At 69.6% G+C, this 14918-nt stretch carries 15 protein-coding genes; 10 read left to right on the top strand and 5 right to left on the bottom strand.

Annotated elements, in window-relative coordinates:
• From der to M3B01_RS04965, 5 genes are read left to right on the top strand one after another with little or no spacing between them, the layout of a single operon-like run.
• A complete protein-coding gene (der, locus tag M3B01_RS04945) occupies positions 1–2250 on the top strand; it encodes a bifunctional cytidylate kinase/GTPase Der (RefSeq protein WP_259789883.1) in 2250 nt (749 codons plus the stop codon).
• 20 nt (positions 2251–2270) lie between these two features.
• Positions 2271–2435 carry a hypothetical protein gene (locus M3B01_RS04950; RefSeq protein WP_259789884.1) on the top strand — a complete coding sequence of 55 codons (165 nt, stop codon included), beginning with the start codon at positions 2271–2273 and terminating at the stop codon, positions 2433–2435.
• Between the two features lie 27 nt (positions 2436–2462).
• Positions 2463–2753 (top strand): hypothetical protein, encoded by a 291-nt coding sequence (locus M3B01_RS04955; RefSeq protein WP_259789885.1) that lies wholly within the window; start codon positions 2463–2465, stop codon positions 2751–2753.
• 1 nt (position 2754) lies between these two features.
• The gene (locus tag M3B01_RS04960; protein ID WP_193866657.1) at positions 2755–3228 is read left to right on the top strand and encodes an NUDIX domain-containing protein; all 474 of its coding nucleotides are present in this window, start codon (positions 2755–2757) and stop codon (positions 3226–3228) included.
• Between the two features lie 41 nt (positions 3229–3269).
• Positions 3270–3836: a hypothetical protein gene (locus tag M3B01_RS04965; protein WP_259789887.1), complete on the top strand. Its 567-nt coding sequence runs from the start codon at positions 3270–3272 to the stop codon at positions 3834–3836.
• A 43-nt stretch (positions 3837–3879) separates the two neighbouring features.
• Here M3B01_RS04965 and M3B01_RS04970 read toward each other — a convergent pair whose 3' ends face one another.
• Positions 3880–5661 carry a M48 family metallopeptidase gene (locus M3B01_RS04970; RefSeq protein ID WP_259789889.1) on the bottom strand — a complete coding sequence of 594 codons (1782 nt, stop codon included), beginning with the start codon at positions 5659–5661 and terminating at the stop codon, positions 3880–3882.
• Between the two features lie 125 nt (positions 5662–5786).
• Here M3B01_RS04970 and M3B01_RS04975 point away from each other — a divergent pair, with 125 nt between their 5' ends.
• The 4 genes from M3B01_RS04975 to M3B01_RS04990 all read left to right on the top strand — a co-directional run bounded on the left by M3B01_RS04975 (position 5787) and on the right by M3B01_RS04990 (position 10070).
• Positions 5787–7178 (top strand): extracellular solute-binding protein, encoded by a 1392-nt coding sequence (locus tag M3B01_RS04975; protein ID WP_259789890.1) that lies wholly within the window; start codon positions 5787–5789, stop codon positions 7176–7178.
• A complete protein-coding gene (locus tag M3B01_RS04980) occupies positions 7175–8134 on the top strand; it encodes a carbohydrate ABC transporter permease (RefSeq protein WP_259789892.1) in 960 nt (319 codons plus the stop codon). The genes M3B01_RS04975 and M3B01_RS04980 overlap by 4 nt, the downstream gene beginning before the upstream one ends.
• Positions 8131–9042: a carbohydrate ABC transporter permease gene (locus M3B01_RS04985; RefSeq protein ID WP_396123336.1), complete on the top strand. Its 912-nt coding sequence runs from the start codon at positions 8131–8133 to the stop codon at positions 9040–9042. Before M3B01_RS04980 ends, M3B01_RS04985 begins: the two co-directional genes overlap by 4 nt.
• An 89-nt stretch (positions 9043–9131) precedes the next feature.
• The gene (locus M3B01_RS04990; protein WP_259789894.1) at positions 9132–10070 is read left to right on the top strand and encodes an SDR family oxidoreductase; all 939 of its coding nucleotides are present in this window, start codon (positions 9132–9134) and stop codon (positions 10068–10070) included.
• A 92-nt stretch (positions 10071–10162) separates the two neighbouring features.
• On the opposite strand, the gene purU is transcribed toward M3B01_RS04990, so the two are convergent.
• The 3 genes from purU to codB all read right to left on the bottom strand — a co-directional run bounded on the left by purU (position 10163) and on the right by codB (position 13675).
• Positions 10163–11020 carry a formyltetrahydrofolate deformylase gene (purU, locus tag M3B01_RS04995; RefSeq protein ID WP_259789896.1) on the bottom strand — a complete coding sequence of 286 codons (858 nt, stop codon included), beginning with the start codon at positions 11018–11020 and terminating at the stop codon, positions 10163–10165.
• A gap of 109 nt (positions 11021–11129) precedes the next feature.
• Positions 11130–12380, bottom strand: coding sequence for a cytosine deaminase (gene codA / locus M3B01_RS05000; protein ID WP_259789898.1), 1251 nt, complete (start codon positions 12378–12380; stop codon positions 11130–11132).
• Positions 12377–13675 carry a cytosine permease gene (gene codB / locus M3B01_RS05005; RefSeq protein ID WP_259789900.1) on the bottom strand — a complete coding sequence of 433 codons (1299 nt, stop codon included), beginning with the start codon at positions 13673–13675 and terminating at the stop codon, positions 12377–12379. The genes codA and codB overlap by 4 nt, the downstream gene beginning before the upstream one ends.
• 69 nt (positions 13676–13744) lie before the next feature.
• Here codB and M3B01_RS05010 point away from each other — a divergent pair, with 69 nt between their 5' ends.
• A complete protein-coding gene (locus tag M3B01_RS05010) occupies positions 13745–14350 on the top strand; it encodes a cation transporter (protein ID WP_259789902.1) in 606 nt (201 codons plus the stop codon).
• Positions 14351–14405: 55 nt separating this feature from the next.
• On the opposite strand, the gene M3B01_RS05015 is transcribed toward M3B01_RS05010, so the two are convergent.
• Complete coding sequence (locus M3B01_RS05015) at positions 14406–14816, bottom strand: hypothetical protein (protein WP_259789903.1); 411 nt, start codon at positions 14814–14816, stop codon at positions 14406–14408.
• Positions 14817–14918 lie beyond the last annotated feature (102 nt).

The raw sequence follows: 14918 nt of genomic DNA on the forward strand, positions 1-14918 counted from the left end.
ATGCAGACGAGCACTTCTTCCGGCGTGACCATCGCCATCGACGGCCCGGCCGGTTCCGGCAAGTCCACGGTGTCCCGCCGGGTGGCCGAGGTCCTCGAGGGAGGCATCCTGGACACCGGCGCCATGTATCGCGCCGTGGCCTGGGCCTGCCTGGAGAGCGGCGTGGACCTCGCCGACCGCGAAGCCGTCGCCGCCGTGGCCGAGACGCTCGAGCTGGAGCTGGGCACCGACCCGGCCGGAGCCACCGTGGTGGTGGCCGGCACCGACATCACCGGCGAGATCCGCACCGAGCGCATCTCCACCCAGGTGAGCGCCGTGGCCACCAACACCCTGGTGCGCGCAATCCTGCAGCGCCAGCAGCGGGAGCTGATGCTGGCCACCGCCGCCGAGCGCGGCAGTTGCGTGGCCGAGGGCCGCGACATCACCACCGTGGTCGCCCCCGATGCCGATGTGCGGGTGCTGCTCTCGGCGAGCGAGGACGAGCGCATGCGACGTCGTGCCGCCGAGCTCTCCTTGGACGAGACCGAGGAGACCCGTGCGCGCATGAGCGACCAGGTGCTGCGCCGCGACCGCGACGACGCCACCGTCTCCGAGTTCTTCACCGCCGCCGACGGCGTCACCTCCATCGACACCACCGGCCTCGGCATCGATGACGTGGTGGTGCGGATCCTGGCCCTGGTGGACCGGGTCGAGGAGCAGCAGGCCGCCCGCGCGGAGGCCGCCGCTGTGTCCGGCGCCCGGGGGGAATCAGCCGCCGAGGCCGAGGCGGCTCGCGGAGGCGCCGGGAGCACCGATCCGCACGGTCACCGCTCAAGCCCCTCCGACGAGGACATCGCCACGGCGCTACGCGCGGGCCTGCAGGACTTCGAGCTGGACGAGGAGGACCTCGCCCTGCTGGACGCCGGCGAGGAGGAGCTCCCTGCCGGCACCCACTCCCGCAACCTGCCCGTGGTGGCCGTGGTGGGCCGCCCTAACGTCGGCAAATCCACCCTGGTCAACCGCATCCTGGGGCGCCGGGAGGCCGTGGTCGAGGACGTGCCCGGCGTGACCCGGGACCGGGTGTTCTACGAGGCCGAATGGGCTGGGCGCGACTTCTGGCTGGTGGACACCGGCGGCTGGGAGGAGAAGGTCGAGGGCATCGCCCTGTCCGTGGCCCAGCAGGCCGAGATCGCCGTCGAACTGGCGGACGTGGTCATGTTCGTGGTGGACGCCAACGTGGGAATCACCACCACCGACGAGCAGATGCTGAAGGTGCTGCGGCGCACCGAGCGACCCGTTGTGCTGGTGGCCAACAAGGTCGACGACCAGCGCGGCGAGCTGGAGGCCGCAGCGCTGTGGAACCTGGGGATGGGGGAGCCGTACCCGGTCTCGGCCTTGCACGGGCGGGGCTCCGGGGACCTGCTGGACGCGGTGCTGGCCGTGCTGCCCCTGGAGGGCCGCGGGCAGCCTGTGGACCACGGTCCCCGCCGGGTCGCACTGGTCGGGCGCCCCAACGTGGGCAAGTCCTCCCTGCTGAACCGCCTGGCGGGGGAGACCCGCGTGGTGGTGGACGACGTGGCCGGCACCACCCGCGACCCCGTGGACGAGAAGATCACCCTGGGCGGCCGGGAGTGGACGTTCGTGGACACCGCCGGGATCCGTCGGCGGGTGCTGCAGTCCCAGGGAGCTGACTACTACGCCTCGCTGCGCACCCGCGCCGCTCTGGACCGGGCAGAGGTGGCGGTGGTGCTGCTGGAGGCATCCGAGCCCATCTCCACTCAGGACCTCAAGATCATCGACATGGTGCTGGAGTCCGGCCGGGCGCTGGTGCTGGCCTTCAACAAGTGGGATCTGCTGGACGAGGAGCGCCGCACGCAGCTCGAGCGGGAGATCGAGCGGGACCTCGCGCACGTGGCCTGGGCACCGCGCGTGAACCTCTCGGCCCTCACCGGCCGCCACGCGGATCGCCTGGTCCCCGCGCTGGAGACGGCGCTGGACTCCTGGGACACCCGCATCCCCACGGGCCGGCTCAACGCGTTCCTGGGAACCCTGGTGGCGGCCCACCCGCACCCCCTGCGGGGAGGGAAGCAGCCCAGGATCCTGTTCGCCACGCAGGCCCGCACCCGCCCGCCGCGGTTCGTCATCTTCGCCTCCGGCTTCCTGGAGCACGGGTACCGCAGATTCATCGAACGGCGTCTGCGCGAGGACTTCGAGTTCACCGGTTCGCCCATCGTCATCGGCGTGCGGATCCGAGAGAAGCGCAAGCGCTAAACAGCCAGTAGGGTGGCCCCATGAGCAACCCCGGTGACAACGGCTCCTGGAACCAGAGCAACGACCCCTACGGCCAGTCCTCGGCGTCGGATCCCTACGGCCAGCCGGGTCAGCCCTCGGCGTCGGACCCCTACGGTCAGCCGGGGCAGCCCTCGGCGTCGGACGGTCGACCCCTCGTCGACTGACAGCACCGCTGAACTCCCGGGGAAGAGATGACCTACCAGCCCGCGCAGGCCGCGCCGGATCGCGGTTCCGTCCAGACCAATGCGATCATCCTGATCGTTGTCGGCCTCATGTGCGGAGGGATGATCCCCTCGATCTTCGGGATCATCGCCCTTGCCCAGATGCACACCGACATCGACTCCGCCCGGCGCATGAACCGGTACGGATGGATCTCCGCGGCGATCCTCGCGGGCCTCGCGATCCTGGCGATCGTGCTGTACATCGTGGTGTTCGTCCTGATCATGGGTGCCGCATTCCTGCCGTTCATCTTCGGCGCCTGAGATGCCCACTCCTGAGTTCGTGCTGGAACTGCGCAGGCACATCGGCACCGCACCGCTGTGGATGAGCGGCGTCACCGCGATCGTGACGGATGCAGATCAGGACCGGGTGCTGCTGGTGCGCAGGGCCGACAACGGGGCCTGGACGCCCGTCACCGGCATCATCGATCCGGGGGAGGAGCCCGCCTCCGCTGCCGCCAGGGAAGCGCGCGAGGAGGCCGGGGTCGAGACCCGCATGGTGCGCCTGGTGGACGTGCGAACGCTGCCGGAGATCACGTACGACAACGGCGATCGCGCCATCTACCTGGATCTGTGCTTCCTGGCCGAGCACATCGCCGGTGATCCCCACCCCGCCGATGACGAGAACACCGAGGCGCGCTGGTTCCGGCTCGATGACCTGCCTCCGCTGAACGCCCGTTTCCGCGAGCAGATCGCCACCGCACTCTCCGGTGAGCTCGAAGCGAGGTTCCGTCAGTGACGCCGGCAGCTGCGGCAGGCGCGCCGACTCCCGGGACGACCGTGGCACTGCCCCTGGGGACACCCGGCGGGGACCAGGCCCTGATCCGGCTGCTGGCGGTGCCGCGGCGAGATCTTAAGCGGGCCGGTGGACTGGCGGTCCCACTGCAGCCGTTCGCCGACGCCCTCCTGGTCGAAGTGTCCGTCGGCGGTCGGGTGGTGCTGCCCGGCGCGTGGGTGGAGCCCGCAGTGCTCCAGCACGGGCAGCCCGCCCCGCGCAGCCAGGTGGTCCCGCAGGACCTGCGATTCCCCGCAGTGGTGGCCGGGAACGGCCCCTCGGCCGCACTGCACTGGGGGGAGACCATCTGGCCCCTGCCCTTCGACGACACCGTGGCCATCCCGGCCGCGTGCCGGGCCGGCACCCACTCCGCAGCCCAGCTGCGCCGTCTGGCGCTGGTGGCCGCCGGGCGTCGCCAGGAGGTGGCCCTGACCCTGTGGCGCGATCCCGGTTTCGAGGTGCCCTGGCAGGACGTGCGCCTGGTGCCGCACGCCCGCTGGTGGTTCGAGATGGCGGATGTGCCCCCCACCGCCACCTACGCCGATGCCGCGCGGCTGCAGGGGATCGGCTGAGACCGCACTCCGCCTCACAGCCAGAAGAGGCTCTGATCCGGGGTCAATGGCAGCAGCCGCTCTCCTCGGATCCGGCACCCTCCCCGGTGGGTGTCCCGAACCCCAGCGGCAGTGGCCCCGCCGCTGCCACCGCTGCCTCGCCCATGGCGCTGAGACGGCAGGCGCACGAGGCAGTCACAGGGACGTCCGCCTGGGCCCGCACAATCCCCAGGCGCCGCCCCACCACGGAGGCCAGCTCGTGCTTCCCCAGGCGGGTGAGGCATTCGTGGTAGCCGTGCAGGCTCCACACGTTGTCCGGATGCAGGTTCGCGCGCGGGATGCTCGGCTCGTACCCCAGGTCCTCCCGATAGACCTGCTCGGCCTCCTCGAGGCGGTCCTGCTCCATCAGCAGCGCCGCCAGGGCGTGCCGGGTGGGCTGCATCCATGACCACGGCTCGTCGTAGGGGAGGGCATCGTCGAGCTCGACGCTGCGACGCAGGTGGGCGAAGGCCGACTCGACCTCCCCGGCGCGGTAGTCGATCTCCCCGTCGAGCATCGCGGAGGCGACCTGCAGGATGTCCTGGCAGGTGTTGTTGAAGACCGTGCGCGAGGCGGGCACCCGCTCGACCGCGGCGCGGAAGAGCTCCCGCTGCGCACGGGCCTGGTCGACGTCCCCGAGCGCCGCGTGGGCCACTCCCTTGGCGTAGTGCATCACCGCGGTGGTGGTGCAGAACAGCTGCTGGTCCTCCGGCAACGGCTCGTCGATGATCTCCTGCCAGCGGCCGAAGCGGATCAGCGCGTGCATCGTCATCGGGAAGAACCCCTCGAGCCAATCCGCCATCGGCGGGGACTGGACCCGCAGCAGCTCCGGGGGGAGCGTCGCCTCCAGTCGCCGCCCCGCGTCGACCGCCACCTCGCTCTGCCCCAGGAACATCGCCCCGTACATCACGAAGTGGAGGTTGTGGGCGCGGTACAGGCTGTAGAAGTTGAGCGGGCCGCGCTCGGCGAGGTAGCGCTCGTCAGCCTCGACAGCGAGCTCGTTGGTCTCGATGACGCGTCGGTAGTCCCCGCACAGCACGTCGATGTGCGTGGGCATGTGCACGAGGTGCCCGCCGTCGGGCACCACCTGCCGCGACCAGTCCGCCACCCACAGGGCCGATTCCGGGGTGGGGGACATCTCCATCAGATGCACCGCGAAGTGCAGCAGACCGGGGTGCCTCCGTGCCCCGGGCACGGCGAGCGCCTGCTCGATGTGCTCCTTCGCCTCCAGGGTGGGCACACCCTCCACGGGATCCCCGGTGCGCAGGTCCCACAGCTGCCAGGGCCGCACCCCCAGCAGCGCGTCCACCAGTATCGCCACCACGTCCAGATCCTGCGGATAGGAGGCCTGCAGCTCGCGGCAAGCCTCCGCGTACCCGAGCACCCACTGCTCCTGCCACCCCTCGACAGTGGGCGGGGTGGCCGAGGGGAAGCGGTGGGGGAGCGTGCGGATGATCGCCTGCTCGACCGGCGGGGCGGTCTCGATCAGTTCGAGCGCGCGGCGGCTGTGCTCGGCCGCGTGGTCGAGACAGCGAGCGAGGTCCTCCGGGTCGAAGCCCTCCCAGGGCTTGTTGTAGTTGGGGCCGAGGACGTAGGCGGCGCCCCAGTGCGCCAGAGCGAAGCCGGGGTCCGCCTCGGTCGCTCGCACGAAGCAGCCGTACGCCTCCTCGTGGTTGAAGGAGTACGTCCAGATCAGGCCGCGATCGAACCAGAGGGCGGCTTCGGTATCGGCGGTGGAGGCATCGCGGCGGTACGAGCCGAGGTCGAAGGGATACTCGTGTGTGGGGTCCGTCACTCGCGGGTACATGCTGACGACCGTAGCAAGCGGCGACATGCCGAGGTGAGACCCCCGCCACATTCAGGTGTAGCCTGGGTGGCCCGTCGGCCCGATGCCCCAAGGGCGCGGACCGAGTCGACGACGAGGAGGTCACCGTGGCATCCCCTTCCCCACAACCGCGCGGCACCGACCGGCGCACATTCCTGCGGTACACCGCGGGTGCGGCGACCGTGCTGCCACTGGCGGCACTGGCCGGCTGCAGCGGAGGTGACCGCGACCCCAGCACGATCCGCGTGGCGTACCAGCAGTTCGGGTCAGGCACGCTGATGGAGGACTGGATCAACCGCACCGCCGAGAGCTACACGCAGGAGCACCCGGACCGCACCATCGAGCTGGTGCCCATCGTGGCCTCCGAGAACGACTACTTCACCAAGAACGAGCTGCTGATGAGCTCCCCCCGCACGAGCCCGGACCTGGTGTACGAGGACACCTTCATCCTGCTGTCCGACGTGGGCGCCGGGTACCTGCAGCCGATCGACCAGTTCGCCCCCGAGTGGGAGCACTGGGAGGACACCGCCGAGGCCTCGCGCGAGGCGGTCACCGCCGAGGATGGCAGCATCTACGCGATCCCCACCCATACCGACACCCGCGGCATCTGGTACCACAAGGGAGTCTTCGCCGACGCCGGCCTGCCAGAGGACTGGCAGCCCGCCAGCTGGGAGGAGCTGCTGGAGACGGCGCGCACCATCAAGGAGGCGCTGCCGGAGGTGGCCCCCATGTTCATCTTCTCGGGCAAGTCCCAGGGTGAGAAGGCCGCCATGCAGGGCTTCGAGATGCTGCTGTACGGCACCGAGTCGCGCCTGTACGACGAGGAGGCCCGGAAGTGGGTCACCGGCTCGCAGGGTTTCGTGGACTCTCTGGAGTTCCTGCGCACGGTGTTCGAGGAGGAGCTGACCCTCTCCATCTCCCAGCACCTGGACCCGAACATCGGGGAGACGATCTACACGCGGATCATCCCCGACGGGAAGCTGGGCTTCATCATCGACGGCTCCTGGATCTCCCAGAACTGGACCGAGGGCGCGCCGAACCCGTGGCCGGAGTGGACCGAGACCATGGGCATCACCCGTATGCCCACCCAGGACGGCGGCGGCGACGGCTTCACCACCCTGGCCGGCGGTTGGAGCTGGGCGATCCCGCAGTACGCCAGCGACCCGCAGATCAGCTTCTCCTTCCTCGAAGCGCTGATGACCACGGACAATGCCGTCAAAAGGGCGATCGCGGACAACCACATCACGGTGCGCGAGGACGTCGCCGAGGTGGAGGAGTACCGCTCCTACTCGCCCACCGCGGAGTTCTTCACCGGACTGCTGGACACCGCCTACTACCGCCCCGCGCTGCCGGCCTACCCCGAGGTGTCCTCGGCGATCCAGCAGGCCATGGAGATGGTGATGACCTTCAGCTCCACCCCGGAACAGGCCGCGGCCGAGTACGACGCCGAGCTTACCGACATCGTCGGTGAGGACGAGGTGCAGGAGGAATCGGCATGAGCACTGTCGCGACCGCCCCTGATCGGGGCACCCCCGCCCAGCGGGGCGACGAGCAGCGACCCCACCGCTCCCGCAGCGGCATCGGGGATCGCCTCACCCTGGCACGCTCGGTGCCGATGATCCCGGCGCTGCTGCTGCTGGTGGCGTTCATGCTGGGGCCGATCGTGTACTCGGTGTACCTGGCCTTCACCGACAACGCCATCCGCGGGGACGGCGCCGCACAGACCTCCTTCGTGGGCTTCGACAACTTCATCGATGCCTTCACCGACGGCGCCTTCTGGAACTCGGTGGGCCTGACCCTGGTGTTCACGATCGTCTCCGCCGTGATCGGGCAGAACATCCTGGGCATGGTGCTGGCCCTGCTGATGGAGCGCGCCAACAGGGTCGTCACCTTCATCGTCACCTCGATCGTGATCGCCGCCTGGATCCTGCCCGAGGTGGTCGCCGGCTACCTGCTGTACACGTTCTTCGCCGACGAGGGCAGCCTCAACACGATCATCACGGCCGTCGGCCTGCCCCCGCAGGACCTTCTGTTCAGCCTGCCCATCCTGGCGGTGTCGTTCGCCAACGTGTGGCGCGGTGCCGCGTTCTCGATGCTGGTGTACTCCGCGGCGCTGAGCTCGGTGCCCAGTGACGTGTACGAATCCGCAGCGATCGATGGTGCCGGCCCGATGCGCCGCTTCTGGTCGGTGACCGTCCCGATCTTGCGCCCCGCCATCGCCACCAACCTGATGCTGATCACGCTGCAGACCCTCTCGGTCTTCGGCCTCATCTTCATCATGACCGGCGGTGGCCCCGCCCAGCGCAGCCAGACGCTGCCGCTGTACATGTACGAGCAGGCGTTCTCGTACGGCCAGCTGGGCTACGGCACCGCCGTCGCCCTGCTGCTTCTGCTCATCGGCGCAGCCGCTTCCCTGCTGTACCTGCGCCTGCTGCCGGAGGAGGACAAGAAATGACCGCCACGACCAGCTCCGGGACCGCCGTGGACCGCACCGAGGAGGAGTCCAGCAGCCCCCTGCGCCCCCGCAGCTCCGGCAAGGGGCCGCGGGAGCGGATGGCCTCCACCGCCAGCAGCATCGCGATGATCGTGATCGGCCTGGCCTTCCTGATCCCCCTGCTGTGGGTGGTGCTGGCCTCCTTCGACACCGAGGCCACCCTGTCCGTGCAGTGGCCCTCCCGGTGGAGCCTGGACAACTACAAGGCGATCTGGAACGAGGAGACCACGTTCCGGCCTCTGTGGAACTCCCTGCTGCTGTGCGGGGGCGCCACCCTGGTCACCATGATCGCCGCGGTGCTGTGCGCCTACCCGCTCTCGCGGTACCGGTTCCGGGCCAAGCGGCCCCTGCTGCTGACGATCATCTTCTCCACCGGGCTGCCGATCACCGCGATCATGATCCCGGTGTACGCCCTGTTCGTGCGCGTGAACCTGATCGACTCGATGTTCGGGGCGATCCTGTTCCTGGGTGCCAGCGCACTGCCGTACGCCATCTTCCTCACCAAGGGGTTCATGGACTCCGTGCCCATCGAGATCGAGGAGTCCGGCTGGACGGAGGGTGCCGGCGTGTACCGCACCCTGTGGTCCATCGTGCTGCCGCTGATGAAGTCCGGTCTGGCCGTGGCCACGATCTTCACCTTCGTTGGTATGTGGGGGAACTTCTTCGTCCCGTTCATGCTGCTGCTGAGCCCGGAGAACCTGCCGGCCGCGGTGACCCTGTACACGTTCTCCTCCCAGTACGGGCAGGTGGCCTACGGGCAGCTGGCGGCGTTCTCGATCTTCTACTCGATCCCGGTGGTGGTGCTGTACCTGTTCATGGGGCGCACCCTGGGTCAGGGCTTCGCCGCCGCCGGTGGAGTGAAGGGCTGAATCCCGACCGTTCGTTCGCTGCCATCTGGTGACCAGCAGGCACCTGCTGACTACCGTGGACGCATCCCGTCCTCGATGAAGGAGCCAGCATGAACCAGCAGAAGAACGCCGAGAGCACCCTGAGCCCGCAGGTGGCCGAGCACGCGCACGAGCTCGGCACCAAGGACGGCCAGCCGCACTTCCCCTCCCAGGACCAGCAGCCCCCGGGGCTCACCGCCCCGATGCAGCCGGTGCCCGACCACGGTCAGGAGTCCTACGTGGGGCACGGCCGCCTGGAGGGCCTTGCCGCCCTCATCACCGGTGGTGACTCCGGCATCGGCCGCGCCGTCGCGATCGCGTATGCCCGCGAGGGTGCCGACGTGGCGATCTCCTACCTGCCCGAGGAGCAGGAGGATGCGGAGGAGACCCGTCGCTGGATCGAGAAGGCCGGCCGGCGTGCCCTGCTGCTGCCCGGCGACATCCAGGACGAGCAGCTGGCCCGCTCCCTGGTCACCGACACGGTGGAGAAGTTCGGCCGGCTCGACATCCTCGTCAACAACGCCGGCTTCCAGTGGGGCCGGGCCGAGCCCAAGGGCATCGAGGGCATCGACTCCGCACGCCTGCACCGCACGCTGACCACCAACCTCGAGGCACTGTTCTGGATCACCCAGGAGGCCGCGAAGCACCTGAAGCCCGGCGGCTCGGTCATCAACTGCACCTCGATCCAGTCCTACGACCCCTCGGTGCCGCTGATGGACTATGCCGCCACCAAGGCCGCGATCACCAACGTCACCGTGAACCTCGCTGCCGACCTAGGCAAGAAGGGCGTCCGCGTCAACGCCGTGGCCCCGGGGCCCATCTGGACCCCGCTGAACGTGGCCACCCGCACCCCGGACGACTACACCGAGTTCGGCGGCAACACGCCCCTGGGCCGGGCAGGCCAGCCGTCCGAGGTGGCCGGGGCCTTCGTGTTCCTGGCCAGCCCCGCGGAGGCCAGCTACGTCTCCGGGACCGTGCTGGGCGTGACCGGGGGCCGCCCCGTCTTCTGAGGAACCGCTCGAGCTGTGCGCCCGTCGGCCCGTGAGGGTCGGCGGGCGCTTCGCCTGGGGGAGGGCAGGGCCGTGACGCGCCCGTCACATCCTCAGGGGAAGACGACGGTGCGGGCGCCGTCGAGCAGCACGCGCGACTGCGCGAACCATCCCACGGCCTGGCGCAGGGTGCGGCACTCGGTGTCCTGACCGATCGCCGTGAGCTCTGCCGGTGTGCGGGTGTGGTCCACACGCGTCACGTTCTGCTCGATGATCGGCCCCTCGTCCAGGTCGCTGGTGACGAAGTGGGCTGTGGCACCGATCTGCTTGACGCCGCGGGCGTGCGCCTGCCGGTAGGGGTTGGCGCCCTTGAAACCGGGCAGGAAGGAGTGGTGGATGTTGATGCACCGCCCGGACAGCGCCTCGCACAGCTCGGGGGAGAGGATCTGCATGTACCGAGCGAGCACCACCAGTTCGATGTCGTGCTCCTCCACTGCCTCCAGCACCCGTGCCTCGAACGCGGCCTTCTGCTCCGACCCCTTGATGGGCAGATGCTCGAACGGCACCCCGTAGAAACCGGCCAGGGGGGCCAGGGTGTCGTGGTTGGCGAGGATCAGCGGTACCTCCAGGGCGAGGTTCCCGGCGTCCACCTGGAACAGCAGGTCGCTCACGCAGTGCTTCGCGGTCGAGGCCAGCAGCAGGGTGCGCAGCGGCCGGCCGGCGACGTCGAGCACATGCTCGATGTCGTAACGATCGATAACAGGCTGCAGCTCAAGCTCGAACTGCTCCGGCGCAGCGGGGGTGTCGATCTGCAGGCGCATGTAGAAGCGGCCTGTCGACGCGCTCGCGAACTGCTGGGACTCCGTGATGTTGCCACCGGTGGCCACCACCGCACCGGTGACGGCATGGACGATGCCGGGCCGGTCGTGGCACACCAGGGTCAGGACGAGATGATGGCTGGGGCTGCTCATCCGGGCAGTGTAGGAACTACCGGAGCACCGGCGCGGTGGCGTCCGCAGTCCGGGTGCGCGCAGGGAACGGCCGAGGGCGGGTGCCCCCTGCCGCGACGGGTCCGCCGACTCAGAACAGGATCTCGCGGGTGGCCGGGGTGCCCCGAGCGATCAGGCGCCCCTCACGGTAGGAGGCGATGAGCCCGGCGTTCCAGCTGAGCGCCTCCTGCCAGTCGGCGGCGTCCAGGATCACGAAGCTGGCCGGCCTGCCCACGTCGATGCCGTAGTCCTCGCCCAGGTGGAGGGTGCGGGCGGCGTTGTGGGTGATGAAGCGGTAGGAGCTGCGGATCTGCTCGTGCCCCATCATCTGGGTGACGTACAGGCCGTTCAGCACCACGTCCCGCAGGTTGCCGGTGCCCAGGGGGTTCCACGGGTCCACGATGTCGTCCTGCCCGAAGCTGACGTTGATGCCGGCCTCGGTGAGCTCCTTGACCCTGGTCACTCCACGGCGCTTGGGGTAGGTGTCGGTGCGTCCCTGCAGATGCGTGTTCACCAGCGGGTTGGAGACCATGTTGATGCCGCTCAGGGTGAGCAGCCGCATCAGGCGCACCACGTACGCGTTGTTGTAGGAGTGCATGGCGGTGGTGTGGCTGGCGGTGACGCGGTCCCGCAGGCCCAGCTCGAGGGCGCGGGTGGCCAGGGTCTCCAGGCCCCGGGAGGCCTCGTCGTCGATCTCGTCGCAGTGCACGTCCACCAGCAGGTCGAACTCCGCGGCCAGCTCGCACACCAGGTTCAACGACTCCACGGCGTACTCGCGGGTGAACTCGAAGTGGGGGATGGCGCCCAGGGCGTCCACGCCCATCTCGGCGGCCCTGCGCATCAGCTGGGGACCATCGGGGAAGGAAAGGATGCCCTCCTGTGGGAACGCCACCAGCTGCAGGGTGATGGTGTCCCTCAGCTCCTCGCGCAGCTCCAACAGTGCCCGCAGGGCCGTGAGCTCCGGATCGGTGACGTCGACGTGGCTGCGCACGTACTGGATGCCGAACCCCGCCTGCTGGCGGATGGCGCGACCGGCCCGCTCCTTGACGTCCTCCACGGTGAGGTCGCGCTTGCGCTGGCTCCACACCTCGATCCCCTCGAACAGGGTGCCGGTCTCGTTGTACCGGGGCTGGCCCGCGGTGAGCGCGGAGTCCAGATGCACGTGGGACTCGATCAGCGGCGGCAGCGCGAGTCGCCCGGCGCCGTGGACTATCTCCTCCCCGTCGGTCGGATCCAGACGGGGGGCGATCGCGGCGATGCGGCCGTCACGGATCCGCAGGTCGCTGGTGGACTCGGCGTCCTCGATGCGCAGGTCCTTGATCAGCAGGCTGGGGTTGCTCATGCCGACAGTCTCTCAGGGGCAGCGGCCTCGTCGGGCCGGCCGCTGAACAGGTCCCCCAGCAGGTAGCACGCCACCGCGACGGCCATCGCGTTGATGGAGGCGATGCCCAGGGGCACGAACCAGCCCACCAGGCCCCCGACCACCACGCCCAGCACCGATCCCCAGGCCAGGCCCGCGCGGCGTGCGGGCCGCTTGGCCGCGGTGCCGACGTAGGCACGACGGTGCCGCAGGAAGTCCGCGATCAGGATCGCGCCGATCGGGGGCAGCGTGGCGTTCAGGACGTTCAGCCACACCACGAAGTTGTCGTACAGCCACAGCGCGCTCAGGGTGCCCACCGCACCGGCCACCAGCACCAGGGGGCGCTTGTCGATCTTGGTGACGTTCGCGAAGCCGAGACCGGTGGTGTACAGCGCGTTGTTGTTGGTGGTCCAGATGTTCGCACCCAGCACGATGAGGGCGGGGATGGCCAGCCCCTGCGCGATCATCACGTAGAAGATGTCCTCCTGGCCGGTGAACGCTCCACCCACGGCTCCGAAACCGAACATCAGGGCGTTGCCTAGCAGGAAGGCGACCACCGTCGTGATCACGGCGATGCGGGGGCTGCGGGCGAAGCGCGTGAAGTTGGGCGTGGCGGTGCCACCGGAGACGAAGGATCCCATCACCAGGCCGATCCCCGTCACCAGCGGCATGCCGGAGGAGGCGGCGAACACCTCGGCCAGGCCCCCGCCGTCGGTGGTGGCGGTGATCATCGAATAGGTGCCCAGCACCGCGATCAGCGGCACGGACACGAAGCTGACGATCTCGATGGCCCGGATCCCGTAGTAGGCCGACGCCGTCATCAGCGCACCGGCGATGATCACGATCGGCCACGGGCCGATGCCCAGCAGGTGCCCGGTGGGCAGGGCGAACATGGCCACCCCCACACCGAACCAGCCCATCTGCGTCAGGGCGATCAGCGCCGAGGGGAGCAGCGAACCGGTGGCACCGAAGGCCCGCTGCGCCAGCAGGTCCATGCTCATGCCGGTCCGGGCACCGATGTAGCCGAGTGCCCCGGTGTACGCCGCCAGGATCAGGCCGCCGATCGTGGTCGCGGCGAGGAAGCCGGTGAGGTCCAGCCCGTTGCCCAGGCGGGCGCCGACGCTCATGCTCGCGGAGAAGAAGGTGAACCCCAGCATCACGAAGCCCACGGCCCAGAAGCCGCGTCGAGCACTGAGGGGGACGGGTTCGAGGGAGTAGTCGTGGTCCCCGCGGGGAGGAGCGTCCGCAGCGGGGGTGGTGGGGGCGCTGTTCGTCACGGGGGAACTGTACGACTCGCCGGGGATGGCGGTGCCGCCGTTCCGGCATGGGGGCGCGAGGATGACGGAATGGACTCGCGTGACCTCACCTCCTCGATGCGACGGCTCGTCGCCGTCGTGGCGGGGCTGAACCTGATCGGCTGTGTGGTGGAGGGAGTGATCGCCTGGCGGATCGGCTCCGTGGCGCTGTTCGCCGATGCGGCCGATTTCCTGGAGGACTTCCTGATCAACACCCTGGTGCTGGTGGCGGCCGGTTGGCCGCTGGCCTCCCGCCGGAAGGCCTCGTACGCCCTCGCGGGGCTGATCCTGCTGCCGGCGATCGCGGCGCTGTGGACGGCGATCCACCGGATCCTCGAAGGAGGGACCCCGCAGCCGCTGGTGCTCGGTGCGACGGGTATCGGTGCCCTGATGATCAATCTCGTGTGCGCGATGCTGCTGGTGCGGCTGCGTTCCGGACACGGGTCGCTGGGCCGGGGCGCCTGGCTCGCGGCCCGCAACGATGCACTGGCGAACGTGCTGATCATCGTGGCGGGCGCCGTCATGCTGATGTGGGCCTCACCAATCCCGGACATCGTCGTGGGACTCGTGATAGCAGCCGTCAATGCCGGGGCCGCGGTCGAGGTGTTCCGGGAGGCCCGGGAGGAGCACCCCGAACTGGAGCTCGACGGGGACTGACCGGCCCGGACGGCACTGCCGATGCGGCTAGCCCCGTGCGCTGATGCGCAGCAGGTCACGGACTCAACTGATCCGCCAGATATCGCTCCAGCACCTCTGCGGCGAGGGGGTTCGCCCGGCAGGTGGACATCGGCACCTGGCCGAAATCGCGGCGGGGGAGCGGCCGCTGGCACAGGCGTGAGGTGATCGCCTGGTCCCAGTCGATCTCGACGAACCAGGCTCCTTCGTCCTGAACGATCCTACGCGCGGTGCCCACGGCACAGAGCTCCTGGCGCCGGGAAAGGTACGCCCAGATCCGGGCGCCGGCCTGCATGGTGCGGTAGCCGCTGCGCAGGCACCAGCGATCGATCTGCTGGGAGAGGCCGATCGCCTCCCACACCGCGGTGGCGTCCGCCCTGGTCGCCCAGTCGGACGGCTGATGCTCGGCGTGGGCTAGCGGGTCGATGGGCAGCAGCCAGTGGTTCATCCGCTCGAGCCTAGACCTAGAGGTCACCGTCCCACCCGGTGTGCTCCTTCCTCGCGGGGATGCGGCAGGGCCAGGGCGTTCCCACGGGCACGCCCCCGCCCT

The organism is Brachybacterium sp. p3-SID957 (genome assembly GCF_025144775.1).
GTDB lineage: Bacteria > Actinomycetota > Actinomycetes > Actinomycetales > Dermabacteraceae > Brachybacterium > Brachybacterium epidermidis.

What these genes read in the sequence shown, in the direction of transcription:
- der (WP_259789883.1), top strand. Translation starts at nt 1, where the DNA reads ATGCAGACGAGCACTTCTTCCGGCGTGACCATCGCCATCGACGGCCCG.
- M3B01_RS04950 (WP_259789884.1), top strand. Translation starts at nt 2,271, where the DNA reads ATGAGCAACCCCGGTGACAACGGCTCCTGGAACCAGAGCAACGACCCC.
- M3B01_RS04955 (WP_259789885.1), top strand. Translation starts at nt 2,463, where the DNA reads ATGACCTACCAGCCCGCGCAGGCCGCGCCGGATCGCGGTTCCGTCCAG.
- M3B01_RS04960 (WP_193866657.1), top strand. Translation starts at nt 2,755, where the DNA reads ATGCCCACTCCTGAGTTCGTGCTGGAACTGCGCAGGCACATCGGCACC.
- M3B01_RS04970 (WP_259789889.1), bottom strand. Translation starts at nt 5,661, where the DNA reads ATGTACCCGCGAGTGACGGACCCCACACACGAGTATCCCTTCGACCTC.
- M3B01_RS04980 (WP_259789892.1), top strand. Translation starts at nt 7,175, where the DNA reads ATGAGCACTGTCGCGACCGCCCCTGATCGGGGCACCCCCGCCCAGCGG.
- M3B01_RS04985 (WP_396123336.1), top strand. Translation starts at nt 8,131, where the DNA reads ATGACCGCCACGACCAGCTCCGGGACCGCCGTGGACCGCACCGAGGAG.
- M3B01_RS04990 (WP_259789894.1), top strand. Translation starts at nt 9,132, where the DNA reads ATGAACCAGCAGAAGAACGCCGAGAGCACCCTGAGCCCGCAGGTGGCC.
- purU (WP_259789896.1), bottom strand. Translation starts at nt 11,020, where the DNA reads ATGAGCAGCCCCAGCCATCATCTCGTCCTGACCCTGGTGTGCCACGAC.
- codA (WP_259789898.1), bottom strand. Translation starts at nt 12,380, where the DNA reads ATGAGCAACCCCAGCCTGCTGATCAAGGACCTGCGCATCGAGGACGCC.
- M3B01_RS05010 (WP_259789902.1), top strand. Translation starts at nt 13,745, where the DNA reads ATGGACTCGCGTGACCTCACCTCCTCGATGCGACGGCTCGTCGCCGTC.
- M3B01_RS05015 (WP_259789903.1), bottom strand. Translation starts at nt 14,816, where the DNA reads ATGAACCACTGGCTGCTGCCCATCGACCCGCTAGCCCACGCCGAGCAT.